The sequence below is a fragment of the Mesoterricola sp. MK458 genome (assembly GCF_055384935.1).
In genome coordinates, this window is sequence record NZ_AP045075.1 from 4196146 (window position 1) to 4220766 (window position 24621).

Consider the following 24621-nt stretch of genomic DNA (forward strand, 5'->3'; position numbering starts at 1 on the left):
CGGAGCCAAAAAAAAGGGCCCGAAGGGCCCGTTTTTTTGGCTCCGGCGGAGGGATTTGAACCCCCGACCCATCGGTTAACAGCCGATTGCTCTACCACTGAGCTACGCCGGAAAGCGTGAAACTTGATTTTACAGAATCCCAGCCAGGAATCAACTCCTCTGTAGCTCCATCAGGATCTGCCTCGCGCAGGCCTTCAGGGTCTCGATGACGCCCTGGCCCTTGCTGGCCACGGCCTCGATCATGGGCTCGCCCCGGAACCGCAGCAGGTCCTCCATCTCCCCCAGGGGCGCGGCGGTGGGCATGTCGCGCTTGTTGAGCTGGAGGACGTAGGGGATGTTGCGGATGTCGAAGCCGTTGTCCTTGAGGTTGGTGGCGAGGTTGGCGATGGATTCGATGTTGGCTTCCAGCCGGGGCCGCTGGCTGTCGGCGACGAAGATCACGCCGTCGCAGCCCCGGAGGATGAGCTTGCGGGAGGCGTCGTAGAAGACCTGGCCCGGCACGGTGTACAGGTGGAAGCGGACCTTGAAGCCCTTGACCATCCCCATGTCCAGGGGCAGGAAGTCGAAGAAGAGGGTCCGGTCGGTCTCGGTGGCCAGGCTCACCAGCTTGCCCCGCTTCTCGGGGTTGGCCTGCTCATGGATCCACTGGATGTTCGTCGTCTTGCCGCAGAGACCCGGACCGTAGTAGACGATCTTGCAGTTGATCTCCCGGGAGGCGTAATTGATGAATGTCATCGTGGTTGTCCGAGGGGGGTCCTGGGTCAGTCGCCGAAAAGTTTGTCGATGTCCTCGTCCGTGATCTCGGAGAAGGGGCTTTCAAAGTTGGTGGATTCGTCGGCCGTGGCCTGGGCCCGCTGCTCGACCTTCTCGAAGATCTCCGCGAGCTCCCGGCTGGATTTCTTGACCCGCAGCCGCACCAGGGCGAGGCTCGAGGTCTGGTCGAAGATCACCACCAGGATGCCCCGCTTGCCCACGATGGAGATGTGCAGATTATCCTTCTCCCCCTCGTGGAAGAGCAGGCTGAACTCCTTTTCCCCGATCAGCTTGGCGAGTCCGTCCGTGGCGGCGACGTTGCCGGCGGTGAGGGAGGCGAGGCTGGTGGCGTCGATGCTCCGCACGTCGCCGCTGGCGGCGATCTGCTGTCCGTTCTTGTCGACGAGGAAGACGACCTTGCTGCTGGAGTCCACCTGGAGACGCCCGATGATCTCCTGCAGCTGCTTGTATTCTTCCTCAAACATGACCAGATCAAGCTTGGCCACACGACCTCCCAGCGTATTGCGTTCAGGAGAGCATACCGCACTTCCAAGCAAGGCCAGGGAACCGGCACCTTCCGGGAGGGCGGAGGCCGCCAAAAGAGTCGATTAATGAATAATCGGACCCCGGGAGCGCCCCCGGCACATTCCAGGGTTGGTTCCGGGCCCGCTCCGTGGTAGCCTGTCAAGTCCCGCGCAAGCAGGAAACCCCGCAGGAGAGTTGTCCGAGTGGTTTAAGGAGCACGATTGGAAATCGTGTATAGGTCAAAAGCCTATCGGGGGTTCGAATCCCCCACTCTCCGCCAGAAACACGAAGAAGCCCTTGAAAAATTCAAGGGCTTCTTTTTTTACAGGTCTGGCCGGGGCACGGGGCTGGGTCTTCCTAAAGGCGTACGTATCGCAGGTGCGTCGCGAACGAACCATTGAGAACGCTCTCGATGCGGAACTGCGGCGCGGGCTCGTCCAGGTTCTCGAAGAGCCGCCTGCCGGCCCCGAAGAACACGGGGGCCAAGGCTATTTCCATCTCATCAATGACACCGAGGTTCAGGTACTGCTGGATGACCTTCGCGCCCCCTGAAATGCGGACATCCCGGTCCCCGGCGGCCTCCCGCGCCAGCGCCAGCGCGCGCTCCGGTCCATCAGGGATGAAATGGAAGGTCGTTCCGCCGGGCCGGACCCACGGGTCCCGTTTCGTGTGGGTCAGGACGTACACCGGGGTGTGGAACGGGGCCTCCTCAGGCCAGCTGGCCTCGCCCTGGTCGAACATGCGCTTGCCCATGATGTTGGCTCCGGTGCGCTCGAAGGTTTGGCGGACCCGGTCGTTCACGGGGCCCGTCTCGCCCCCGGGGCCGAGCTTGAGCTTGTCGCGGAAGTACTGCTGGTTGATGATCCAGGCCATCAACGCACCCCATTTGGCCCCCCAGTTCCTGTGCCCGGGGTCGTCCATGGTCATGCCTTCCGGCGCCAGGAAGCCATCGAGGGTCAGTCCGATGCTGATGAATACGTTGCCCATGATTCACCTTCCGGTTGGTCGGACCCGAGATTAGCACCCCCGGGCCTGCCTGATCCCATGCGTCTGGCATCGATCCGAGGACGTCCGGGGCCGGGTTCAGGTCAACGGCCGTCCCCCGGTGACCTCATGGATCCCGCCGGACATGAAGCTGGCCTCGTCGGACGCGAGGAGGACGTAGATGGGGGCGAGCTCGGCGGGCTGGGCGGGCCGGCCCATGGGGGTGGAGGTGCCGAAGCCGGCCACCTTCGCCTCCGGGAAGGAGGACGGGATCAGGGGCGTCCACACCGGGCCGGGGGCCACGGCGTTGACCCGGATGCCCCGCTCCGCCAGGGACCCGGCCAGGGCCTTCGTGAAGGTGACGATGGCGCCCTTGGTGGAGGAATAGGGGAGCAGGGCGGGCTGGGGAAGGAAGGCCTCGATGGAGGCGGTGTTGATGATGGAGGCGCGCGGGCGCAGGTGGGGCAGGGCCGCCTTCACCAGGTAGAACATGCTGAACAGGTTGGTGCGGAAGGTCGCCTCGAAGGCCTCCTCGGGGATGGATTCCAGGTCGGGGTAGGCGGTCTGGGTCGCGGCGTTGTTCACGAGGATGTCGATTCCGCCGAAGGCCTCCACCGCCCTGCGCACCAGTTCGCGGCAGTGGGAGGGCCGGCCGATGTCCCCGGGGACCAGCACTGCCTTGCGCCCGGTTTCGTGGATCCAATGGGCGGTGTCCACCGCGTCTTCCTCCTCCCCGTCCAGGAAGGAGAGGAGGACGTCGGCCCCCTCCCGGGCGAAGGCGATGGCCACGGCCTTGCCGATGCCGCTGTCCCCGCCGGTGATGAGCGCGGCCTTTCCCGTGAGGCGGCCGTGGCCCACGTAGGTGGCGGTCCCGTGGTCGGCCCTGGGACGCAGGGGACCCTCCGCGCCGGGCGGCTCCTGGGGCTGGGGCGGGAACGGAGGGGCGGGGCGGCCCGGATCAGGGGTGGCGGAATCGTTTGCCTGCATGACATCCTCCTTCGCGCCCGGGTCCGCGTCCCGGAACCGGATGATCCTGGGTGAGGCCACCGGGATTCCGGTTCCGGAGGGTCCCGGCGAAGGGGCAACCTCTGCGATGATGGATCCGGCTCCACGACCGTGCCGGCCGCGCCCCGGAGAAGCCCATGCCCCGTCCGAAGATCCTGATCGTGGAAGACGACGACCTCACCGCGACGCTGCTCAAGGGAACCCTGGCGCGGGAAGGCTACCACATCACCCTGGCCGGCGACGGGCTCGCGGCCCTGGACCGCCTCGCGGGCAACCCGGGCTTCGCGACGGTGCTGCTGGACCGCATGATGCCGGGCATGGACGGCCTCCAGGTGCTCAAGCACATGAAGGCCACGCCGGGCCTCCAGGACATACCGGTGGTGCTCGAGACGGCCATGGACAGCGACGAGGACATCCGGGAGGGCCTAAGGGCCGGCGCGCTGCACTACCTCGTGAAGCCGCTGGACCCGCGGATGGTGGCGCAGGTGGTGGGGTCGGCGGTGCGGGAATTCGAGACCCGGAAAAAGCTCTACGCGGAGCTCGACAGCATCCGTTCGGCCATGGGCCTGGTGCGCCGGGGCGTGTTCCACCTCCGAACCCTCGATGCGTGCGGCGACCTGGCCACGCTCCTGGCCAAGGCCTTCCCGGACCCCCGGCGCACGGTGACGGGGATCCTGGAACTGCTGGTCAACGCCGTGGAGCACGGCAACCTGGGCATCACCTACCAGGAGAAGACCGATCTCATCGCCCGGCAGGCCTGGGCCGGCGAGATCGCGCGGCGCCTGGAGCTTCCGGAGTTCCGGGACCGCCAGGTGGTGGTTTCGCTGACGCGCACGGAGGCCGTCACCCGCATCCGCATCCAGGACATGGGCGAAGGCTTCGACTGGCGGGCCTACGAGGGGGTCGACGCCAGCCGGATGTCCGACAGCCACGGGCGGGGGATCCTCCTGGCCCGGTGGGAGGCCTTCGACCGGGTGGCGTACAGCGGCAACGGGAACTGCGTGGTGGCGGAGATCAGGCACCGTTGAGGCGGGACGGGAAGAACCGCCGGCAGCTCAAGGCGACCCCGGTGTAGACCAGGAGGAGGGCGCCCACGCAGGCCAGGCCCGCCACCAGCTGACCCCACGCCCCGAGGGCCTGTCCCGTGTGGAGGAAGCGCATCCAGGTCCGGATCCGCCGGCCCGGACTCAGATCCTGGAATGCGGTGCGGCTGAGCAGGTCGCCCGTGGAGGGATGGACGGTCAGGCTGGTGGTCGCCGTTCGGGGCCACGGGGAGGCTTCCCGCAGGGTCACGGTGATCGGCGGGGGACCGGCGGTTTCGCTGGGGGCGGGGCGCCCCCCTCCGGTCCGGATACCCACCTGCAGCCACCCGGGGACCTCCTTTTCCGCGCGGGCCAACACGGCATCCAGGGGGACCGGCCGCGCGCGGGGGGCGGGTTGCGCGAGGGGCGGCCGCGCGGCGCCCGCGCCAGGCGCGGGGGGCGGGACCTCCCCCGCGGCGCGGAAGACGGCGTCGGAGGCCCACCGGTAGGAAATGGGCACGGCGGTCACCGTCAGGACGGTCAGGACCGGCACCGTCCACAGGCCCACGCTGGCGTGCCAGTTGAAGTCCCGGGCCTTCCCGCCGGGGCCCAGGGCCGGCAGGGAAAGGCGCCTCAGGTTCGCCCAGCTCCATTTCCGGGGCCACCACAACACGGCGCCGGTGAGGCAGAGCAGGAGGAAGGCGACGTTGCTGGCGCCGGTGACGGCCTTGCCGGCGGACCGGAGGTTCCCGCCCAGGGCCAGCCACCGGTGCGCGTCCGTCATGGCTTCCATGAGCGCGTGCATGCGGCGGGTGGCGGGCCGCCTCACTTCCCCGGTGTAGGGGTCCAGGAACCAGGCCCTGTCGCGCCCTTCGGTGAAGACCACGGCCGCCGCCGGATCCCGGAACACCGTCACGGCCGGGTTCCGCACGGAAGGCTCGGCCTCCCGCAGCCGCCCCTTCAGGGTCTCCAGGTCCATGCGGACGGCATGAGCGGGAACGGCCACCCTTCGCAGGTCCCGTTCCGCCCAGTCCACCAACTCGTGCTCGAAGGCCAGGGCGGCCCCCGTGAAGGCCATGACGGCCACCACCAGCCCCGCCACGAGGCCCGCGGCGAGGTGGATCCAGAAGATCGCTTTGCGCATCGTCAAGGTTCACCCCACATGCGCAGGAGGTTGTGATAGCAGGACGTGAGCGTGAGCAGGGATGGATGCGCGGGGAGCTCGCCCCGGACGCCCTGCACGGCCGTGTCCAGGTCCAGGAGCAGGGTCCGCCGGGCGTCGTCGCGCACCATGCTCTGGATCCAGAAGAAGGAGGCCAGGCGCTCCCCGCGGGTCACGGGCGCCACCCGGTGGAGGCTGCCGGAGGGGTACAGGACCAGGTGGCCCGCCGGCAGCTTCACGGAATGGACGCCGAAGGTGTCCTCCACGAGCAGCTCCCCGCCGTCGTAGTCCTCGGGGGCGGAAAGGAACAGGGTGGCCGAGAGGTCCGTGCGGATACGGGCCGCCTGGCCCGGAAGGGTGCGGATGGCGTTGTCCACGTGGTTCCCGAATCCCATGCCGGCGGCGTAGCGGTTGAAGAGGGGCGGGAAGACCCGGGCCGGCAGCGCGGCGCTGAGGAAGAGCGGGTTCCCCTCCAGCCGGCCCAGGATGAGGCCGCCCAGGTCCCGGGCGGTCGCGCTGTCCTCGGGCAGCTGCAGGTTGGCCTTCACCTGCGCGGACTGGTGGCCCGCCGTCACCCGGCCGTCCACCCAGTCCGCCTCCGCCAGGAGCTGACGGAAGTGGAGGACCTCGGCGGCGTCGAGCACCTGCGGAATGTCGATGAGCATGGCGGCGCCTCCTAGAACTTCGCGTTCAAGCCGACCAGCAGGGTCCGGGTGGCCCCGGGCACCACGTGGCTGGGGTGCAGGAGGTCCCAGTAGGCCGTGTTGGTGGCGTTGAGCAGGTTCACCTGGAGATCCACCTTGCCGGTCAACCGCACCTTGGCCATGAGGTCCACCTTCACGTAGCCGTCGGCCTCCTTGAGCTTCCAGATGCCCGACCCGGCGCCGTATTCGATCCCGGTGCTGTTGGCCACCCGGCGCGAGACGCCCTGGAGGCCCGCGCCGACCTCCACCGCGGCGGCGGGGGCGTAGGTGGTCCACAGGCTGAAGGTGTGCCGCGGGGCGTTGGCCAGGGGGTTGCCCTGGGTGTGGGCGGCGGTGGTCCTGACCACCTCGCTGTCGGCGAAGGCGTAGCCGGAAAACACCTGCCAGCGCTCGCCGATCCGGCCCGCCAGGCCGAGTTCGAAGCCCTGGACCCGCTGGTTGCCGCCCAGGACGTTGGAGATGGAGCCCGGGGTCGGGTCGGGCACCCTCGCGTTGGTCTTCTCGAGCCGGTAGAGGGCCCCGCTCAGGGAAAGGCGTCCCCCCGCCAGGTCCCACTTGGTGCCCACCTCCAGGTTGCGGTTCTTCTCGGGATCCACGTCGGCGGTGCTGGCGGAGAGGGCGAGGGCCTCGGCCGAGGGGTTGAAGGAGGTGCCGTACGAGAGGTAGACGCTGCCGTTGGGAAGCGGCTTGAAGACGACCCCCGCGCGCCAGCTGAGCATGGTGTCGGTGTGGTCGAAGGACGAGGCGGATGGGACGGCGGCGGCGACGGTCTGGTCGAACTCGGCGGCGAAGCGGTCCCACCGGAACCCCCCGAGGAATTCCCAGGTCTCGCCCCATTTCACCGTTTCCAGGGCGTAGAACCCCAGGCTCCTGGCCCCCGTGGTGGTGTAGGAGGTGGAGGAGATCCCGGAGGGGAGGTAGGGGGCGCCCGGGTCGGGATCGACGAGGCTGGTGGTTCCGTTGGCGCCCGCGAAGGTGATCGTGGGGCGCACGGGGCGGGAGCCCTCCCGCGAGGCCTCCAGGCCCGTCACGAGCGTGTGGCTGAAGGCTCCGGAGGCCTGCCTGAAGGTGAGGTCCAGCTGGTTCTGGAGGAACGTCTCGGCGCTTTCCGCGGTGATCTGGCCCCGGGTGACGCTGATGGAGGAAAGCGGCGTGGCCGGCGTCAGGCCCGCGGGCATGCGCGCTTCCGTGATCTGCACGTCGCGCGCGTAGCGGCCGTGGCGCACCTGGTCCCGGATCGTGAGGGTGTCACCCACCTGGTGCTCGATGCGCGCCGTGAACACGTCCACGGTGGTGACGAGGCGGTTGGCGTCCTTGAACCCGTAGTAGTTGGACCGGTCCACGTCCGCGGGGCGGTCGAAGAACCATGGCAGGCCGTAGTCGGGCACGTTGTTCTCGGCCTGGTGGAGGTAGCTCACGGTCACCACCGTGGGCGTGCGCAGGCCGAAGGAGAGCGTGGGCGCGAAGCCCGTGCGCCGGTCCTGGGCCACGTCCCGTCCGGCCACGTTGGACGCGTGGGAGAGCACGTTCACCCGGAAGGCGGAATGCTCCCCCAGGGCCGAGTTGAAATCCCCCGTGAGGCGGCGGGTGTGGTCGGTGCCCCCCATGAGGGTGAGGCCGTTGGCGCTCCGGAGCCGGGCGGTCTTGCTGAGCTGGTTGACGGTCCCGCCCGTGGAGCCCCGGCCGAAGAGCACGGAGGACGCGCCCTTGATGACCTCCACCGTCTCGAGGTTGAAGGAGTCCCGGTAGTAGCTTCCGAAGTCGCGCATGCCGTCCAGGAAGAGGTCGTTGCGGGCCGGGAAGCCGCGCAGGGTCAGGCTGTCGCCCTGGGCCCCGCCTTCGCCCGCGGCCAGGCTGATGCCGGCCACGTTGCGCAGGGCGTCGCGCAGGGTGGTGACGCCCTGGTCCTGGAGCACCGCCTGGGGGACGACGGTGATGGACTGGGGCGTGTCCATGAGCGCCGAGGCCTGCTTGGGGGAGGCGGAATCCTGCGGCTTGTAGGTCTTCCCCCCCCGGACCTTCACCTCCGGGAGGACGGTTTCCGGCTTTTCGGCGGGGGCTTGCTGGGCGATGGCGGGCAGGGCGAATAGGCCGAGGGCCAGTGAGGGCGCGAGGGTCGACACGGGGACTCCTTTGGGGGGTTGAGGGGCGTCAGGCGGCCTGAGCGAAGGGTCAGACAGGCATGTGCGGGAGGTTCACCGGCTTCAGGGCGGATTCATCGGGGGAGGGCAGCGTCACGGGGTTCCTGGGGCGTTCCAGGGATCATAACTGAGAATGAGACGCTATCGCAATGGGTTGGCCTGGAAAATTGTGTTTTGACATGCATTCGCCCCGAGAAATGCACGAGGTTCGTTGAAAACATTGAGCTCGAAGGCCCCTTCCTAGGGGAGGACGGCCGGATTGATGCAGGTCAGGGGGGGATCCCCCGCCAGGACGCGCAGGACGTTGTCCACGGCGGTCATGCCCATGGCCTGCCGGGTCCGGAACGTGGCCGAGGCCGTGTGGGGCACGATGACCACGTTCTCCAGCCCATCCAGGCCGGGCGCCAGGCGCGGTTCCGCCTCGAAGACGTCCAGGCCCGCGCCCCAGATCACGTGGTCCCGCAGGGCGGCCACCAGGGCCTTCTCGTCCACCAGCGGGCCGCGGCCGGTGTTGATGAGGATGGCGGTGGGCTTCATGGCGGCCAGCTCGGCCGCGCCGATGAAGTGGCGGGTGGAGGGCAGCAGCGGCAGGTGCAGGGAGAGGAAGTCGGACTCCCGGAGCAGGGTGGCCTTGTCCACGAACGTGGCGCCGCAGGCCCGCTCGAAGTCCGGGGAGGGGTGGAGGTCATGGTAGATCACCCGCATGTCGAAGGCGGCGGCCTTGGCCGCGAACGCCCTGCCGATGCGGCCCAGGCCGGCCACGCCCAGGGTCGTGCGGTCCACGTCCCGGCCCAGGAACTGCAGGGGTCCCCAGCCCGTCCACGCCCCGGAACGCAGGAAGCGGTCGGTCTCGGGGATGCGGCGGGCGGTGGCCAGCAGGAGGGCCCAGGCGTGGGTGGCGGTGGCCTCGTCCAGCACCCCCGGGGTGTTGGTGAGGATCACGCCCCGCGCCGTGGCGGCGTCCACGTCGAAGTTGTCGAACCCCACGGCGAAATTGGCGAAGATCCGGCAGCGGGGCCCCGCGGCGTCCAGGACCGGCCCGTCGATGGTGTCGGTGAGCAGGGTGATGACCGCGTCGCGTCCGCGCACCGCCCCCAGCAATTCCTCCCGGGTCAGCGCCCGGTCGTGGGGGTTGACCTCCACGGCGTGGCACCGGCGCAGGGCGTCGAGGGGTTCCGGGGGGAGCATGCGGGTGACGTAGACGCTTGCCATGGCGGACTCCTTTTCCTAGGTTTCCAGGGCCAGGGATGCCTCCCCCGCTTCCCCGTGGCCGCTCATGGCGCGGCCCGCGTCGCGGGGCAGCCGGGCGCTCACCGGGGAGGCCAGGACGGAGAGGGCCGTCACCCCCAGGAACGCGGCGGAGAAATCGGACAGGCGCGGGCTCGCGTGGCCGGAGACGGCCATGGCCAGGGCCAGGATGGCCGAGGAGACGCAGATGCCCATGGAGAGCATCAGCTGCTGGAAGGTGGCGTAGAAGCTGGTGGCGGAGCTCATGCGGGGCTGGGAGATGTCCGCGTAGGCCACCGTGTTGAGGGCGGTGAACTGCAGCGACTGGAAGAACCCCCCCAGGAGCAGCACGCCGTGGATGAGAAACACCGGCCATCCGGGCCGGAACAGGGCGCAGGCCGCCAGGAAGCCCGAGGCGATGAGGCTGTTCCACACCAGGGTGTTGCGGAAGCCGAAGCGGCGCAGGATGGGCGGGGCGGCGATCTTCATGAGCACCGAGCCGGCGGCGGTGCTGAACGTGATGAGGCCGCTGCGGGCCGCGGACATGCCGAAGCCCAGTTGCATCATCATGGGCAGCAGGAAGGGCAGGGCCCCCCCGGTGATGCGGGTGAGGGACCCGCCGATGACCGAGATGCCGAAGGTGGGGATGCGCATCATCCGGAAGTCCAGGATCGGGTTGTCGGCGCCCCGGGCGTGGAGGACGTAGGCGAAGCCGGACGCCAGGCCGATGGCGATGATCAGGAGCGTCACGCCCAGGGAGATCCCGCCCCCCCGGCTGCCCATCTCCAGCCCGTACATGAGGCAGGAGAGCGACACGCAGGAAAGGAGGAAGCCCTTCAGGTCGAACCGGCCGGGATCCAGCTCCTTGATGTCCTCGATGTAGACCGTGGCCAGCCAGATGCCCAGGATGCCGATGGGCACGTTGATGTAGAAGATCCAGCGCCAGGACAGGTAGGTGACCAGGAAGCCCCCCAGGGGCGGGCCCACCACCGGTCCGATGAGGGCGGGCACCATGAACCAGGACATGGCCGCGACCATGTCCTTGCGGTCCACGGTGCGCAGGAGCACCAGGCGCCCCACGGGCACCATCATGGCCCCGCCCATGCCCTGGAGGAACCGGGCGCCCACCAGGAAGAGGAGGCTGGTGGACTGGCCGCAAAGCATGGAACCGGCGGTGAAGACCAGGATGGCCAGCCGGAAGATGCGCCGGGCGCCGTACCGGTCCGCGAAGTACCCGCTGGCCGGGATGAAGATGGCCAGGCCCAGCAGGTAGCTGGTGAGGGCCGCGCTCATGTGCAGGGGGGAGACGGAAAAGCTCCGGGCCATGGTGGGCAGCGCCGTGGCCAGGACGGTGGCGTCCAGCTGCTCCATGAACAGGGCGCAGGCGATGATGATGGCCGTGGTGCGGAAGCTGTGGGGACGCGGGGCGGAGGAAGGCATCCCCTCAAGGTTACCGGACCGCGGTCCCGGGCCCGGGGCGGGGCGAGCCGAACGACCGGTATTTTAATAGGCTCTTCATACTGGCCGTGGTTCGGGGGCATAACCTAAGCTTATTGATATATCGACTTGACACAAAAGACCCATGGATCTCTAATCTTCGCATCCCACCGTTGCATCAATAAGCGATACGCAAACCAGCGAGGCCTTGTGACCAAGCGTCGAACCTCCGGTTCCCACCCCGTCCGCGGGGCTGCGACCGGTCCGTCCAAACCCCGTGAGTGAAAGGACTGAACCATGCAGTGGAACCAGAACTACTCCGCCCTGAACGGGAGCCTGCTCCTGACGGCCCTGGTGGTGGCCATCCCCATCTTCTTCCTGTTCTGGGCCCTCGCGGTCAAGCGCATGAAAGGCCATGTGGCCGGGCCCCTCACGCTCCTGATCACCATCGTCATCAGCGTGCTCGTCTACAAGATGCCGGTGAGCGCGGCGCTGTCCGCCTCGGCCCTGGGCATGGTCACGGGCCTGTGGCCCATCGGCTGGATCATCCTCACGGCCGTGTTCCTCTTCAACCTCACGGTGGAGAGCGGGCAGTTCGAGGTCATCAAGAGTTCCATCTCCTCCCTCTCCCCGGACCGGCGCATCCAGGCGCTGCTCATCGCGTTCTCCTTCTCCGCCTTCATGGAAGGCGTGGCGGGCCAGGGCGCCCCGGTGGCGGTGGCCGCGGCCATGCTCATCGGCCTGGGCTTCCCGGCGCTGCCGGCGGCCGTCATCTGCCTGGTGGCCAACACCCCGCCCGTGCCCTTCGGGCCCGTGGGCGTGCCGACCATGATGATGAGCACGGTGACCGGGATCCCCGCCACCACCATGGCCCGCGCCGTGGGCATCGACATGGCCTTCATGGCCCTGATCATCCCCTTCTTCATGGTGGTCGTCATGGTGGGCTTCAAGCGCGCCAAGGAAGTGATCCCCGCCTGTCTCGTGGCCGGCGTGAGCTACGCCGCGGCCTCCTTCTGCATCTCCACCTGGTTCGGCCCCGAACTCCCCGCCATCGTGGCCTCCGTGGTGTCCCTGCTCTGCCTCGTGATCTTCCTGCGCTTCTGGCAGCCCGCGACCACCTGGACCTTCGCGGAGGACACCGCCGCCAGCCACGTCGCGGCCTCGGGCACCTATTCCGCCGGGCAGATCTTCAAGGCATGGTCGCCCTTCCTCATCCTCATGGTGGTCATGGGCATCTGGGGCACCCCCGCCTTCAAGGCCTACTGCACCAAGGCCCACCACTGGTTCGTGATGATTCCCAGCTGGCCCTGGCTGAACGGCGTGGTCTTCAAGGCCGCCCCCATCGTCGCCACGCCCGCTGCGTACGGCGCCAACTACCGCTGGGACTGGCTCATCGCCCCCGGCACCGCCATGTTCATCTCCTCCCTCATCTCCATGGCCGTCCTGGGCATCGGACCGGCCACCGGCACCCGGGTCTTCCTCAAGACCTTCAAGCAGCTCCGTTTCGCCCTCATCACCCTGGCCTCGGTCATCGGCCTGGGGTTCCTGGCCAACTACTCGGGCATGTCCTTCACCCTGGGCCTGGCCTTCGCGCAGCTCACCGGCATGGCGTTCCCCATCTTCTCGCCCGTCATCGGCCTGGTGGGCGTGTTCCTCACCGGTTCCGTGACCTCCTCCGCGGCCCTCTTCGGCAAGCTCCAGCAGGTGACCGCGGTGCACCTGGGACTCAATCCCGTCCTTACCACCAGCGCCAACCTGTTCGGCGGCGTCATGGGCAAGCTCATCTCGCCCCAGTCCATCGCCGTGGCCTGCGCCGCCGTGGGCCTTGTGGGGCACGAGACCGACATCTTCCGCAAGACCCTCAAGTACTCCATGATCCTGCTTTGCATGGTCATCGTGCTGGTGCTCGTCCAGGCCTTCGTCATCCCCGCCATCCTCCCCACCGCTCCCGCCGCCATTTAGGCAGTAGAATCGAACCACCCGCGCACAGGAGAGACGCCCATGAGCATTCCCGCCTATGAACCCGGCACCCTGAAGGGCCTGATCGACTCGACGCCGGCCGAAGCCATCCTCCTCCACCTCCGTGACGAGTACGCCAAGCGCACCCTGCCCGAAAAGGGCGTGGACAGCGTGGTGGCGTACGACTGCCCCCGCACGCAGCTGATGGTGCGCACCGCCGTCAAGGGCACGCAGATCGGCACCCACTTCCACACCGTCTGCGACGAGTACGTGATCGTGGTGGGCGGAAGGGGCGAGCTCCTCATCAACGGCGAGTGGAAGCCCGTGAAGATGGGCGACGTCCACGTCTGCCCCCGGGGCATCGTCCACGACACCCGCGCCCTGGAGGAGGACCTGCAGTACCTCTCCATCTTCACCCCGCACCTTCCCGCGGGCACCGACATCAACTGGCTCTGATCCGAGGAGGATTCCCATGCCCGCACTGCTTCCCGACATCGATCCCGATGGACTCATGGAGTTCTCGGTTGTCTACACCGACCGGGCCCTGAACCACATGTCCAAGAAGTTCCAGCTGGTCATGCGCGAGATGGACCGCATCCTCAAGCTCGTCTACAACGCCAAGGGCGTCGCCCTGGTCCCCGGCGGCGGCACCTACGGCATGGAGGCCGTGGCCCGCCAGTTCTGCGCCGGCAGGAAGGCCCTGGTCATCCGCGACGGGTTCTTCAGTTTCCGCTGGACCCAGATCTTCGACATGGGCGCGATCCCCTCCTCCCACGTGGTCCTCAAGGCCCGCAAGGTGGGCGCCGGCAAGCAGGACGCCTGGATCCCCACGCCCGTGGCCGAGGTGGTGGCCGCCATCGCCGCCGAGAAGCCCGCCGTCGTCATCGCGCCCCACGTGGAGACCGCCGCCGGCATCATCCTGCCCGACGACTACATCAAGACCGTCGCCGCCGCCACCCACGCCGCGGGCGGCATCTTCGTGCTGGACTGCATCGCCTCCGGGTGCATGTGGGTCGACATGGAGGCCCTGGGCGTGGACGTGATCGTGAGCGCCCCGCAGAAGGGCTGGAGCGGCAGCCCCTGCGCCGCCATGGTGATGCTGAGCGAGAAGGCCAAGGCCGTCATGGCCGAGACCGCCAGCTCCAGCTTCGCCTGCGACCTCAAGAAGTGGTCGGCCATCATGGACGCCTACCTCAAGGGCGGCCATGCCTACCACGCCACCATGCCCACCGACGCCCTGGCCAAGGACTGCGCCGTCATGCAGGAGATGGAGGCCTACGGCTTCGAGAAGCTGCGCGCCGAGCAGGCCGAACTGGGCGCCAAGGTGCGCACCCTGCTGGAAGGCTGCGGCCTCCCCAGCGTCGCCGCCGAGGGCTTCAAGGCCCCGGGCGTCGTGGTCAGCTACACCACCGACCCCGACTTCCAGTCCGGCAAGAAGTTCGTGGCCGTCGGCTACCAGGTGGCCTCCGGCGTCCCCCTCCAGTGCGACGAGCCCGCGGACTTCATGACCTTCCGCATCGGCTTGTTCGGCCTGGACAAGCTGCACAACGTGGACCGCACCGTGGGCTTCATCGCCGAGGCCCTGAAGGCGGTCGGCCTGCGGGAAGGCGTTACTGCCCGATAGAGGAATTCAGAGCCACCCTTGGCCGGACTTTTAGTTCGGACAAGGGTGGTTCTCTGTCTGGACGTGGGGGGAATCAAATGGGTCAAGGAATGATCAGGTTTTGCCAAAGGTTTGAATGGCTGCGAGTGGGTATGCCCTGAACGGATTGTCCTGGGCGGATCGGACGATCCATCGAAATAATTGAACGCTGGGGCGCTGGGGTCTCGCTGGGGCGCTGGGGGAACTGCCTTGTGGGTGTAGCGATGGAGCCCACCAGTCTTCAGCGGTCAAGAAGATAGAAGCGCCGGTTCGTATTGACTTGAGAAGGGTCCACCCGCAATCCCCCCCAAGGTTTTCATTTTCCCAGCGCCCCAGCGAGCCCCCAGCGCCCCAGCGTTTCATCCTTTTGCCAGGAATCCTCGAATCGACAGTTTCCTGCGCTGTCATGCAACCATTCCCGAATAAACCATTCGCCGATCCGACGGGGAATAAGTCCTCCTGATCAAGACCTCAGACCTGACCGTAATGGGTGACGAAGAGGGCCTTTTCCTGAATCGTCATTGTTAATAATTTATTCGACTATCCTGCCGAAGCTACCTCTTGTAGATCCCGCAGCCGAGCACCAGGCCTTCGAACGATTCGATGTAGGAGGTCTTCTGCAGGACCTTGCCGCTCACCGGGTCCGGGTACTGGTAGTCCACCCACCCCTTGCCCTTGGTCTTGCCCACCTTGAGCATCTCCTGGATGATCATCTTCCCGCTGGGATCCTTGAGGCCGCTGCGGTCCTTGCCCACCAGTTCCACCGAGTTGAATCCGATGGCCTTGCAGATGCCGGCCTGGTCGTAGATGAAGAGGTACATCTCCCCGCCGGACCCCACGTGGAAGACGCCGTTGGCCTGGTTGGTCTGCTGGATGAGTTTCTCGATGCCATGGGTCTTGGCGTAGGTGACGGCCCGTTTCACGAGGGATTCCGCCTGGGCCGGAGTGGGCGACTGGGCGCTGGCCAGGACGCACGGAAGAACCGCGGCGATGAGAGGGAGGTATCTCATGGGAAGCTCCAGAAAAAAGGGTTTGGGGATGGCGTAGCAACGACTCTACACGTCCTCTCCGCGAAGGGAAGAACAAATGCTCGGTTCAGTCCCGACGCCTGCGTTCTCCGAGCTTCACCCCCAGCACCCGCACCCCGCCGGCGGCGTCCCGCTCCTCCAGGCGCACCGTGAAGCCCCACAGGTAGGCCATGTGCTCCAGCACGGCCTCGAAATCCTCGGCCAGGGGCAGGTCCCGGGGGTTGGCGTAGCTCAGGGTGAGGGTGCGGTCCCCGCGCAGATCCACGCTCCACACCTGGATGTTGGGCTCGCGGCTGCCCAGGTTGTACTGGTCGGCCAGGACGCGGCGCAGGTCCTCGTACCCGGACCCGTCGTGGATGGGGCCGATGCGCAGCCGGGGATCGATCTCGTCGTCCACCACCGTGAAGAACCGGAACGCCCGCATGAGGCGGGGGGAGAGGAACTGGGCGATGAAGCTCTCGTCCTTGAAGTTGCCCATGGCGAAGGGCAGCACCTCGCGCCAGTTCGAGCCCGCGATGTCCGGGAACCAGCGGCGGTCCTCCTCGGTGGGGGCCTCGCAGATTCGCCGGATGTCCCGCCACATGGCGAAGCCCAGGGCATAGGGGTTGACGCCCGAATACCAGGAGCTGTTGTAGGGGGGCTGGTGGATGACGCTGGTGTGGGCGTGCAGGAACTCGAACATGAAGCCGTCGCCCACGCTGCCCTCGTCGTACAGCGCGTTGAGCAGGGTGAAGTGCCAGAAGGTCGCCCACCCCTCGTTCATGAGCTGGGTCTGGCGCTGGGGATGGAAGTACTGGGCCACCTTGCGCACGATGCGCACGATCTCCCGCTGCCAGGGTTCCAGGAGGGGCGCGTTCTTCTCGATGAAGTACAGCAGGTTCTCCTCGGGCTCCCTGGGGAAGCGGGGCTCCTCGGCGGGCCTCTCCTTCCCGGGGCGGGCCGGGAGCGTGCGCCAGAGCTCGTTCACCTGGGCCTGGAGGTAGGCCTCGCGCTCCTTCTGGCGCGCGCGCTCCTTGGTGAGGGAGAGCCGCGGGGACCTCCGGTAGCGGTCAACGCCCAGGTTCATGAGGGCGTGGCACGCGTCCAGGAGGCGCTCCACGGCGTCCTGCCCGTGGCGCTCCTCGCACTGGGCGATGTAGTCCCTGGCGAAGACCAGGTAGTCGATGATGGTCCCGGCGCTGGTCCACTGGCGGAACAGATGGTTGCCCTTGAAGAAGGAGTTGTGGCCGTAGGCCGCGTGGGCGATGACCAGGGCCTGCATGGTCAGGGTGTTCTCCTCCATGAGGTAGGCGATGCAGGGGTCGGAGTTGATGACGATCTCGTAGGCCAGGCCCATCTGCCCGCGCCGGTAGCGGTTCTCCGTGGCCAGGAAGTGCTTGCCGAAGGACCAGTGGTGGTAGTTGACCGGCATGCCGGCCGAGGCGTAGGCGTCCATCATCTGCAGGGAGCTGATGATCTCCAGCTGGTGGGGGTAGGTGTCCAGGCCGAAGTCCCGGGCCAAGCGCCCGATGGCGTCGTCGAAGGCGGTGATGGACTCGAAGGTCCACTCCGATCCCCCGGGGAGCACGGCTACACCCGTTTCCGGAAGAGGTCGTGGAAGACGGGGTAGATGTCGGTCACCTCCCGGATCCGGCGCATGGCGAAGGAGCCGGGATGGCCGGGCAGCAGCGTTTCGTACTCCCGCCAGAGCACCTGGGGGGTGTCGGCGATCTCGATGTAGGCGAAGTGCTGAACCATTGGCAGGATCGAATCGGCCAGCAGGTCCCGGCAGGGCTCGGAGTCGTCGGCCCAGTTGTCGCCGTCCGAAGCCTGGGCCCCGTAGAGGTTCCAAAGGCCCGGGGCGTAGCGCTCGGCGGCGATGTCGCGCATGAGCCGCAGGGCGCTGGAGACGATGGTGCCGCCGGTCTCCCGGGAGTGGAAGAAGCGCTCCTCGTCCACCTCCTCCGCGGAGGTGTGGTGGCGGATGAAGACCACTTCGATGCGCTCGTAGTTCCGTTTCAGGAAGAGGTACAGCAGGGTGAAGAAGCGCTTGGAGATGTTCTTCTTGGCCTCGTCCATGGACCCTGACACGTCCATGAGGCAGAACATCGCGGCCTGGGTGGTGGGCTGGGCCACGCGCACGCGGTTGTTGTAGCGCAGGTCGTAGGTGTCGATGAAGGGCACCGCCGAGAGCCGCCGGCCCAGCCGCTCCAGCTCCAGGAGGATCTCCCGGACCTCGGCGCTGTCCTCGCCGTGGAGGCGCTTCGCCTCGGCCAGGGCCGCCTCCAGTTCCGCCCGCCGGTCCAGGAAGGGGCCGCGGGTCGCGATGCGCCGGCCCGTGGCGCCGCGCATGGTGCGCACGAGGTTCAGGTTGGTGGGCACGCCGGTGTGGGTGTGGCCGGCCCGGACGTTGCGGAATTCGGTGAGGCTGGCCAGATGGCGCTTGACCAGGTTGGGCAGCGCCAGCTCCTCGAAAAAGAAGTCCAGGAATTCGTCCCGGGAGATGGCGAACTCGAAGGCGTCTTCGCCTTCCCCGTCGGGGCTGGCGCGGCCGCCCGGGCCGCCCCGGTCCCCGGCGGGGGGGCGCTCCACCTCGTCGCCGGTGGCGAAACGGTCATTGCCCGTGTGCACCCGCTCGCGCCGCCCCCCGGGGCCGTGGCCGAACTGGGGCTCGGCGATGTCCTTGCCGGGGATGCGCACCTTCTTTCCGGAATCCATGTCCTTGATTCCGCCCTGGTCGATGACGTCCGACACGGCCTGCTTGATCTGGCCTCGGAAGCGCCGCAGGAACCGCGCGCGGTTCACGGAACTGCGGTTCTTGCTGTCGAAGCGCCGGTCGATGATCTGGATCATGACGATTTCCGGACGCGCAGGTACCAGTCGCACAGGAGCCGCACCTGCTTTTCGGTGTAGCCCTTGGCCACCATGCGGTCCACGAAGTCGCGGTGCTTCTTCTGGTCGTCGGTGGTGGCCTTGGCGTTGAAGGAGATCACGGGCAGCAGCTCCTCCGTGTTGGAGAACATCTTCTTCTCGATTACCGACCGGAGCTTCTCGTACGAGGTCCAGGCGGGGTTCTTCCCGTCCTGCCGGGCCCGGGCGCGCAGGACGAAGTTCACCACCTCGTTGCGGAAGTCCTTGGGGTTGGAGATGCCCGCGGGCTTCTCGATCTTCTCCAGCTCGGTGTTCAGGGCCACCCGGTCCAGCATCTCGCCGGTGTTGGGATCGCGGAATTCCTGGTCCTGGATCCAGAAGTCGGCGTAGTTCACGTACCGGTCGAAGATGTTCTGGCCGTATTCGGAGTAGCTCTCCAGGTAGGCGGTCTGGATCTCCTTGCCGATGAATTCGGCGTACCGCGGGGAGATGAACTCCTTGAGGGTGCGCAGGTACTGCTCCTCGACGGCCCCGGGGTACTGCTCCTGCTCGATCTGTTGCTCCAGAACGTACATGAGGTGCACGGGATTGGCCGCCACCTCCCGGTGGTCGAAGTTGAAGACCTTGGAGAGGATCTTGAAGGCGAAGCGGGTGGAAAGGCCCGTCATCCCTTCATCCACCCCCGCGAAGTCCCGGTATTCCTGGTAGCTCTTGGCCTTGGGGTCGGTGTCCTTGAGGTTCTCCCCGTCGTAGACGCGCATCTTGGAATAGATGCTGGAGTTCTCGGGCTCCTTGAGGCGGCTGAGCACCGAGAACTGCGCCAGCATGCGCAGGGTGTCGGGGGCGCAGGGGGCCTGGGCCAGGGAGGAGTTGTCCAGGAGCTTCTGGTAGATGCGCATCTCGTCGGTGACCCGCAGGGTGTAGGGCACCTTCACGATGTAGATGCGGTCCAGGAAGGCCTCGTTGTTGCGGTTGTTCTTGAAGGTGATCCACTCGGCCTCGTTGGAGTGGGCCAGGATGAGCCCGTCGAAGGGGATGGCGCCGAACCCCTCCGTGCCCTTGTAGTTGCCCTCCTGGGTGGCGGTGAGCAGCGGATGCAGCACCTTGATGGGCGCCTTGAACATCTCCACGAACTCCAGCATCCCGCGGTTGGCCAGGCACAGGCCGCCCGAGTAGGAGTAGGCGTCCGGGTCGTTCTGGGAGTAGGTCTCCAGCTTGCGGATGTCGATCTTGCCCACCAGCGAGGAGATGTCCTGGTTGTTCTCGTCACCGGGTTCGGTCTTGGACACGGCGATCTGGCTGAGCACCGAGGGGCGCAGCTTGACCACCCGGAACCGGGTGATGTCGCCGCCGTATTCCTGCAGGCGCTTGACGGCCCAGGGACTCATGATGGACGTGAGGTAGCGCCGGGGAATCCCGTAGTCGCCCTCGAGGATCGGTCCATCCTCGGCGGGGTTGAACAGGCCCAGCGGGGACTCGTGGACCGGGGACCCCTTGATGGCGTAGAAGGGGACCTTCTCCATGAGGGCCTTGAGCTCCTCGGCCAGGGAGGACTTGCCACCGCCCACGGGCCCCAGGAGGTAGAGGATCTGCTTCTTCTCCTCGAGCCCCTGGGCCGCGTGGCGGAAGTAGGAGACGATCCCTTCGATCACCTCCTCCATCCCGTAGAATTCCTTGAAGGCCGGATAGATCCGCACGACCTTGTTGGCGAAGATGCGGCTGAGCCGCTCCACGGAGCGGGTATCGACCAGTTCCGGCTCGCCGATGGCGCTCAGGAGCCGTTCGGCGACGCTGGCATAGGCGGAGGGATCCCTCCGGCAGAGTTCCAGATATTCCTGGAGACTCATTTCCTCGGCGCCCGCGGATTCGTAACGGCTCTGGTACTGGTGGAAGATCGACATGGGTCCACCTCCAAGGAAGGTTTCGGACCCGTCAAGCTATCCCATTAGGGCTTCTTTGGGAATTCCAGGGAGGGCGCCATAGGCGATGCCGGAATCCTCTTTTTATCGGTGTTCGACCATTTCGCCTTCGGGAAAGCGGACCTTGGCCAGGTCGGCATACTTGTCGCCGCCTGACCTGTAGCCAGCCGGGCAGACGACGACGGTGCGGTAGCCGGTGCCGGCCAGGCCCAGGATCTGGTCGTACTGGGCGGCATCGAGGCCTTCCATGGGGCAGGTGTCGACGCCCAGGAGGGCGGCGCTGGTCATGAAGTTGCCCAGGGCGATGTAGGCCTGGCGGGCGGCCCAGGCATCGATCGTGGCCGCCCGGGGGCCGGTCACGAGGGTGTCGACCATCATGCCCCGGTAGCCCGCCAGGGATTCGGAGGTCTGGTGGCGCACCTCGGCAACCCGGGCCACGAAGTGGTCCACGTCGGCCTCGGTGAGGGTCTCCTTGGCCAGGAAGACCACCAGGTGGGAGGCGTCCTCGATCTGGCTCTGGCCCCAGGACGCGGCCCGGAGCTTCGTGCGCAGGGCGGGGTCCTGGATGACCAGGAACTTCCAGGGCTGGAGGCCGAAGGAGCTGGGGCTGAGCACCAGGGACGTCTCCAGGGCGGACCAGGTCCCGGCGGGGATCTTGCGGGAGGGGTCGAACTGCTTGGTGGCGTAGCGCCAGGCCTGGGCGTGGAGGAGTTCGTCGGGGGAGATTACGGTCGCGGTGGTCATGGGGGCTCCGTTGAATTCGGGGGTTGCGGTCAAGTCGGCCGTAATACAAAATTAGGCCTGTCACTCTCCTTTGGAAAGTAGGCACTATTTCGGAAGGTAGGCACCCAATGGTTCGCAATGCGTGTCCGATGGCTCCCAACGTTCTCAGTCCCGTGTGTCCCACCCGCCTCGTGCTGGACCTCATCGCGGACAAATGGACCACGCTGGTGATCTACCTGCTGTCCCAGGGCACCCGGAGGTACGGGGAGCTCCAGCGCGAGGTGGGCGGCATCAGCCAGAAGATGCTGACGCAGACCCTGCGCAAGCTGGAGGAGGACGGCCTGGTCCGCCGCGTGGTGTATCCCGAGGTTCCGCCGCGCACCGAATACTCCCTCACCGACCTGGGCGCCACCCTGAAGGAACCCCTGGGCGCCCTGTGCCGGTGGGCGGAGGTGCACCTCCCGGACGTGGAGAAGGCGCGGAAGGTATCCAGGCGACAGAAGGCAAGGGTACTGGAAACCCGATCGGCCTAATTATGGTTTGATTGGAATATATGGTCAGGATTGGCTTCTACCCGATCGGCCCGGGACATGGTGCATCAAGGATGGCTCTTTGGCAAAGCACGTAACCGTTGCGCCACAACAACCAGGCAGAAAGATCAAACGCTGGGGCGCAGGGGACTCGCTGAGACGCTGGGGGTTCAGTCTCTGGTGTGAACGACCCGGCGGATGCCGCCATCCTTGAGGGGCCAGGATCGGAAGTTCAATAGCAGGCCAACCTGGAGACTGGAGAATCGCAGCTGGGTGTTGACCTGTGCGAAGTGGGCATCCACCAGCTTTTCCACTGTCTTTGCTTCGACCACAACCTTGTCGTCCACCACGAGGTCCATCTTGTAGGCACCTTCGACTGTCAGGCCCTCCCATACGATGTCCAGGCGAACCTCACGTAAGGCTTTGTGGCCGCTCCCCCTCAGGGCATGCGCCAAGCAGGCCTTGTAGGCATCCTCGAGAAGCCCCGGGCCCAGCGCATTCTGGACCCGGATTGCGGCTTCGATTATCGCCTGGGTGATGTCCTGATGCGGGTAATCATCCCCCGAGTGTTCTCCCCAGTAGCGTGGCATGGGACCCTCCAAAAGGACCTACCGTCAGCCTCCCCAAGGTTCACCTTCTTTTCCCCAGCGCCCCAGCGAGCCCCCAGCGCCCCAGCGTTCAATCTTTTCGATGGTCTTGCCGAATCGCCACGGACAGGCCGGTCACAGCTTCAACCAGCCCACGATGCTCGTACTGGCTACCTGGGCCGTACAGCAGCATTCCGCCTAGCCAAACCTCGTCATTGAGTCTGGGGGATGCCGATCACTACCTTCCTAGCTCACCAGATTCCGCAACGCCTTGATAATCCTGAAAGCCACGTTCGCCGACAGCGCGAAGTAGAGGGACGTCCCTAGGCTGGCGAGGGTGGCGGCCCAGGCCCAGTCCTGGCGCTGTTCCAGGAGCGCGGCGCCCAGGAGGCAGAGGATGGCGGCGGGAATGATGTTGGCGAAGGGCAGGGGCAGGGGCACGGCCAGGAGGAAGCCGGTCCAGGCCAGGGCGGCGCCCATCCACTTGCGGCCCAGGGGGTGCCGTTCCGCGGTGCGGCTGGACCAGCGCAGCAGGAGCCCCTCCAGGCGGGCCAGGGCGCCCTTGATGGCGCCCTTGTGGATGGGCAGGGCGAGGATGCGCTGGGGCACCCAGGGGTGGGGAACGCCGCGGCCCAGCTGGAATCCGATGGCCATCACCGCCGCGCCTCCCACCGGGGCCAGGCCCGTGTTGACCCCGGGCACGAGGCTGGGCAGGGCCAGCAGCAGGATCAGGAGGCCGTAGGACTGTTCCCCGGCGGCATCCAGGAGTTCCCCGAGGCGCACGTCCCGCTCGTGATCCAGGAGGTCGTGGAGGACCGAGAAGAAGGGGCGGGGGGCCATCGCCCTCCAGGCTACAGTGCTCCGGGGGCGCACTACAATGGCAACGGAGCGGAGACACCCCATGCAGCGATTCCTCCTCGACCCTTCCACCATCTTCCTGAACCACGGTTCCTTCGGGGCCTGCCCCCGGGAGGTGCTGGACGCGAGCCGCGCCTGGCAGGAGGCCATGGAGGCCAACCCTGTGGCGTTCCTGGGCCGGCGCTCGGCCGGGCTCCTCTCCACGGCGCGGGCGGAGCTGGGAAGGTACCTGGGCGCCCGGGGGGAGGACCTGATCTTCGTGCCCAACGCGACCCACGGGGTGAACACCGTGGCGCGGTCGCTGCCCCTGGAGCCCGGCGACGAGATCCTGGGCACGGACCACGAGTACGGCGCCTGCGAAGGCGCCTGGGCCTTCGCTGCGGCCCGCTGCGGGGCGCGGTACGTGCGCGCGGAGATTCCGCTGCCCTTCCGGAGCGGGGAATTCGCGGACCGCGTGTGGGAGAAGGTCACGGACCGCACCCGGGTGCTCTTCCTCAGCCACGTCACCTCCACCACCGCCCTCATCTTCCCCATCGAGGAGCTGTGCCGGCGCGCGCGGGCCGCGGGGATCCTCACCGTCATCGACGGCGCCCATGCCCCGGGCCAGCTCGACCTGGACCTGGAGGCCGTGGGCGCCGACTTCTACACGGGCAACTGCCACAAGTGGCTGTGCGCCCCCAAGGGCTCGGCCTTCCTCCACGTGCGGGCCGAGCACCAGGCCATGCTGGACGCCACCACGGTGAGCTGGGGCTACCTGGCCCTGCCGGCCAACGACAGCTACACGGGCACCGCGCCCATGGAGCGCAAGCTCCAGTGGCAGGGCACCCGGGACCTGTCGCCCTTCCTTTCCGTCCCCGCGGCCATCGCCTTCCAGGCGCGCAACGGATGGGACGCCGAGCGCCGGCGCTGCCACCGCCTGGTGGTGGAGACGCTCCACCGGGTCTGCGCGGCCACGGGCCTGACCCCGCCCGCGGAGGACGCCGATTTCGCCCAGATGGCCATCATCCCGGTGCCCGCGGGGGATCCCGCCGCGCTCCAGGAGGCCCTCATGCGCGACCACCGCATCGAGGTGCCGGTGACCTCCCACAAGGGCTCGATCTTCGTGCGCATGTCCGCGCAGGCCTACAACACCGACCGGGACGCCGACGCCCTGGTGGCCGCCCTCACAGGAAGGTGACGGCCCGGGTGGCCGAGGACAGGATGTACGCCCGCTCCGTGTTGGACTTCTTGTCGGCGGGCACCACGAAGAAGCCCGCACGCCCGGGGGTGTAGGCCTGGGTGGTGCCGAGCATGGTCTCCCCGTCCCTGAAGTCCACGCGGATCCGGCGGCCGGGGCTCATGTCGCCGGGGTGGAAGAGGTTGGATTTGGCGTGGCCCAGGTCCCCTTCCAGGTCCTTCACGAAGAAGAGCCCCTTCAGCTCCGAGAGGAGGATCTCCCGGGGCGGGGCGCCGTCCACCACCAGGTGGAAGCGGTCCTTCGTGGCGACGAAGTCCACGGTGAGCCCCTTGGCCAAGGAACCGTCCAGGAAGTGGGCGACCACTTTGTTCATGGGACCTCCTTTGGC

At 67.2% G+C, this 24621-nt stretch carries 23 protein-coding genes and 2 tRNA genes; 7 read left to right on the forward strand and 18 right to left on the reverse strand.

Annotated elements, in window-relative coordinates; translation table 11 throughout:
• Positions 1 to 37: 37 nt before the first annotated feature.
• The 3 genes from ACZ5LB_RS18400 to ACZ5LB_RS18410 form a co-directional block, all read right to left on the reverse strand.
• Positions 38 to 112, reverse strand: a tRNA-Asn gene (locus ACZ5LB_RS18400).
• Between the two features lie 38 nt (positions 113 to 150).
• Positions 151 to 735, reverse strand: coding sequence for a GTP-binding protein (locus tag ACZ5LB_RS18405; RefSeq protein ID WP_464603660.1), 585 nt, complete (start codon positions 733 to 735; stop codon positions 151 to 153).
• A 26-nt stretch (positions 736 to 761) separates the two neighbouring features.
• Positions 762 to 1259 (reverse strand): roadblock/LC7 domain-containing protein, encoded by a 498-nt coding sequence (locus ACZ5LB_RS18410; RefSeq protein ID WP_464603661.1) that lies wholly within the window; start codon positions 1257 to 1259, stop codon positions 762 to 764.
• Between the two features lie 208 nt (positions 1260 to 1467).
• On the opposite strand from ACZ5LB_RS18410, the gene ACZ5LB_RS18415 reads away from it, so the two are divergent.
• Positions 1468 to 1558, forward strand: a tRNA-Ser gene (locus ACZ5LB_RS18415).
• Between the two features lie 77 nt (positions 1559 to 1635).
• On the opposite strand, the gene ACZ5LB_RS18420 is transcribed toward ACZ5LB_RS18415, so the two are convergent.
• Positions 1636 to 2265 carry a dihydrofolate reductase family protein gene (locus ACZ5LB_RS18420; RefSeq protein WP_464603662.1) on the reverse strand — a complete coding sequence of 210 codons (630 nt, stop codon included), beginning with the start codon at positions 2263 to 2265 and terminating at the stop codon, positions 1636 to 1638.
• Positions 2266 to 2361: 96 nt separating this feature from the next.
• Entirely contained in the window at positions 2362 to 3249 is an 888-nt protein-coding gene (locus tag ACZ5LB_RS18425; protein WP_464603663.1) for an SDR family oxidoreductase, read from the reverse strand.
• A 155-nt stretch (positions 3250 to 3404) separates the two neighbouring features.
• Between ACZ5LB_RS18425 and ACZ5LB_RS18430 the strand changes: the two genes are divergently transcribed.
• Positions 3405 to 4295 carry a response regulator gene (locus ACZ5LB_RS18430; RefSeq protein ID WP_464603664.1) on the forward strand — a complete coding sequence of 297 codons (891 nt, stop codon included), beginning with the start codon at positions 3405 to 3407 and terminating at the stop codon, positions 4293 to 4295.
• On the opposite strand, the gene ACZ5LB_RS18435 is transcribed toward ACZ5LB_RS18430, so the two are convergent.
• The 5 genes from ACZ5LB_RS18435 to ACZ5LB_RS18455 form a co-directional block, all read right to left on the reverse strand.
• Positions 4282 to 5433 carry a PepSY-associated TM helix domain-containing protein gene (locus tag ACZ5LB_RS18435; RefSeq protein WP_464606334.1) on the reverse strand — a complete coding sequence of 384 codons (1152 nt, stop codon included), beginning with the start codon at positions 5431 to 5433 and terminating at the stop codon, positions 4282 to 4284. The two genes, ACZ5LB_RS18430 and ACZ5LB_RS18435, sit on opposite strands and share 14 nt — an antisense overlap.
• 2 nt (positions 5434 to 5435) lie before the next feature.
• On the reverse strand, positions 5436 to 6116 hold the full coding sequence (locus tag ACZ5LB_RS18440; protein ID WP_464603665.1) for a Fe2+-dependent dioxygenase: 681 nt from the start codon (positions 6114 to 6116) through the stop codon (positions 5436 to 5438).
• Positions 6117 to 6127: 11 nt separating this feature from the next.
• Positions 6128 to 8278, reverse strand: coding sequence for a TonB-dependent receptor (locus tag ACZ5LB_RS18445; protein WP_464603666.1), 2151 nt, complete (start codon positions 8276 to 8278; stop codon positions 6128 to 6130).
• Positions 8279 to 8536: 258 nt separating this feature from the next.
• Positions 8537 to 9508, reverse strand: a complete 972-nt coding sequence (locus ACZ5LB_RS18450) for a 2-hydroxyacid dehydrogenase (protein WP_464603667.1) — start codon at positions 9506 to 9508, stop codon at positions 8537 to 8539.
• 15 nt (positions 9509 to 9523) lie between these two features.
• Complete coding sequence (locus tag ACZ5LB_RS18455) at positions 9524 to 10963, reverse strand: MFS transporter (RefSeq protein WP_464603668.1); 1440 nt, start codon at positions 10961 to 10963, stop codon at positions 9524 to 9526.
• Positions 10964 to 11257: 294 nt separating this feature from the next.
• On the opposite strand from ACZ5LB_RS18455, the gene ACZ5LB_RS18460 reads away from it, so the two are divergent.
• The 3 genes from ACZ5LB_RS18460 to ACZ5LB_RS18470 are packed head-to-tail and all read left to right on the forward strand — an operon-like array spanning position 11258 to position 14543.
• On the forward strand, positions 11258 to 12922 hold the full coding sequence (locus tag ACZ5LB_RS18460; RefSeq protein ID WP_464603669.1) for an L-lactate permease: 1665 nt from the start codon (positions 11258 to 11260) through the stop codon (positions 12920 to 12922).
• 39 nt (positions 12923 to 12961) lie between these two features.
• Complete coding sequence (locus ACZ5LB_RS18465; protein WP_464603670.1) at positions 12962 to 13375, forward strand: cupin domain-containing protein; 414 nt, start codon at positions 12962 to 12964, stop codon at positions 13373 to 13375.
• A gap of 16 nt (positions 13376 to 13391) precedes the next feature.
• Positions 13392 to 14543 carry an aminotransferase class V-fold PLP-dependent enzyme gene (locus ACZ5LB_RS18470; RefSeq protein WP_464603671.1) on the forward strand — a complete coding sequence of 384 codons (1152 nt, stop codon included), beginning with the start codon at positions 13392 to 13394 and terminating at the stop codon, positions 14541 to 14543.
• Positions 14544 to 15115: 572 nt separating this feature from the next.
• Here the strand turns inward: ACZ5LB_RS18470 and ACZ5LB_RS18475 are convergent.
• From ACZ5LB_RS18475 to ACZ5LB_RS18495, 5 genes are all read right to left on the reverse strand, one after another.
• On the reverse strand, positions 15116 to 15571 hold the full coding sequence (locus ACZ5LB_RS18475; protein ID WP_464603672.1) for a cache domain-containing protein: 456 nt from the start codon (positions 15569 to 15571) through the stop codon (positions 15116 to 15118).
• 85 nt (positions 15572 to 15656) lie between these two features.
• Complete coding sequence (locus ACZ5LB_RS18480) at positions 15657 to 17156, reverse strand: SpoVR family protein (protein WP_464603673.1); 1500 nt, start codon at positions 17154 to 17156, stop codon at positions 15657 to 15659.
• A gap of 2 nt (positions 17157 to 17158) precedes the next feature.
• Positions 17159 to 18421 (reverse strand): YeaH/YhbH family protein, encoded by a 1263-nt coding sequence (locus ACZ5LB_RS18485; RefSeq protein WP_464603674.1) that lies wholly within the window; start codon positions 18419 to 18421, stop codon positions 17159 to 17161.
• On the reverse strand, positions 18418 to 20340 hold the full coding sequence (locus tag ACZ5LB_RS18490) for a PrkA family serine protein kinase (protein WP_464603675.1): 1923 nt from the start codon (positions 20338 to 20340) through the stop codon (positions 18418 to 18420). The genes ACZ5LB_RS18485 and ACZ5LB_RS18490 overlap by 4 nt, the downstream gene beginning before the upstream one ends.
• Before the next feature lie 102 nt (positions 20341 to 20442).
• Complete coding sequence (locus tag ACZ5LB_RS18495) at positions 20443 to 21102, reverse strand: NAD(P)H-dependent oxidoreductase (RefSeq protein ID WP_464603676.1); 660 nt, start codon at positions 21100 to 21102, stop codon at positions 20443 to 20445.
• Positions 21103 to 21230: 128 nt separating this feature from the next.
• Between ACZ5LB_RS18495 and ACZ5LB_RS18500 the strand changes: the two genes are divergently transcribed.
• Positions 21231 to 21614, forward strand: coding sequence for a winged helix-turn-helix transcriptional regulator (locus tag ACZ5LB_RS18500; RefSeq protein WP_464603677.1), 384 nt, complete (start codon positions 21231 to 21233; stop codon positions 21612 to 21614).
• 167 nt (positions 21615 to 21781) lie between these two features.
• Here the strand turns inward: ACZ5LB_RS18500 and ACZ5LB_RS18505 are convergent, their stop codons facing one another.
• Together ACZ5LB_RS18505 and ACZ5LB_RS18510 are read right to left on the reverse strand one after the other, a co-directional pair.
• A complete protein-coding gene (locus ACZ5LB_RS18505) occupies positions 21782 to 22201 on the reverse strand; it encodes a GxxExxY protein (RefSeq protein WP_464603678.1) in 420 nt (139 codons plus the stop codon).
• 243 nt (positions 22202 to 22444) lie between these two features.
• On the reverse strand, positions 22445 to 23038 hold the full coding sequence (locus ACZ5LB_RS18510) for an exopolysaccharide biosynthesis protein (protein ID WP_464603679.1): 594 nt from the start codon (positions 23036 to 23038) through the stop codon (positions 22445 to 22447).
• 61 nt (positions 23039 to 23099) lie between these two features.
• Here ACZ5LB_RS18510 and ACZ5LB_RS18515 point away from each other — a divergent pair, with 61 nt between their 5' ends.
• Positions 23100 to 24233, forward strand: a complete 1134-nt coding sequence (locus ACZ5LB_RS18515) for an aminotransferase class V-fold PLP-dependent enzyme (RefSeq protein ID WP_464603680.1) — start codon at positions 23100 to 23102, stop codon at positions 24231 to 24233.
• On the opposite strand, the gene ACZ5LB_RS18520 is transcribed toward ACZ5LB_RS18515, so the two are convergent.
• The gene (locus tag ACZ5LB_RS18520; RefSeq protein WP_464603681.1) at positions 24220 to 24606 is read right to left on the reverse strand and encodes a DUF6982 domain-containing protein; all 387 of its coding nucleotides are present in this window, start codon (positions 24604 to 24606) and stop codon (positions 24220 to 24222) included. The genes ACZ5LB_RS18515 and ACZ5LB_RS18520 overlap by 14 nt on opposite strands.
• Positions 24607 to 24621: the final 15 nt, after the last annotated feature.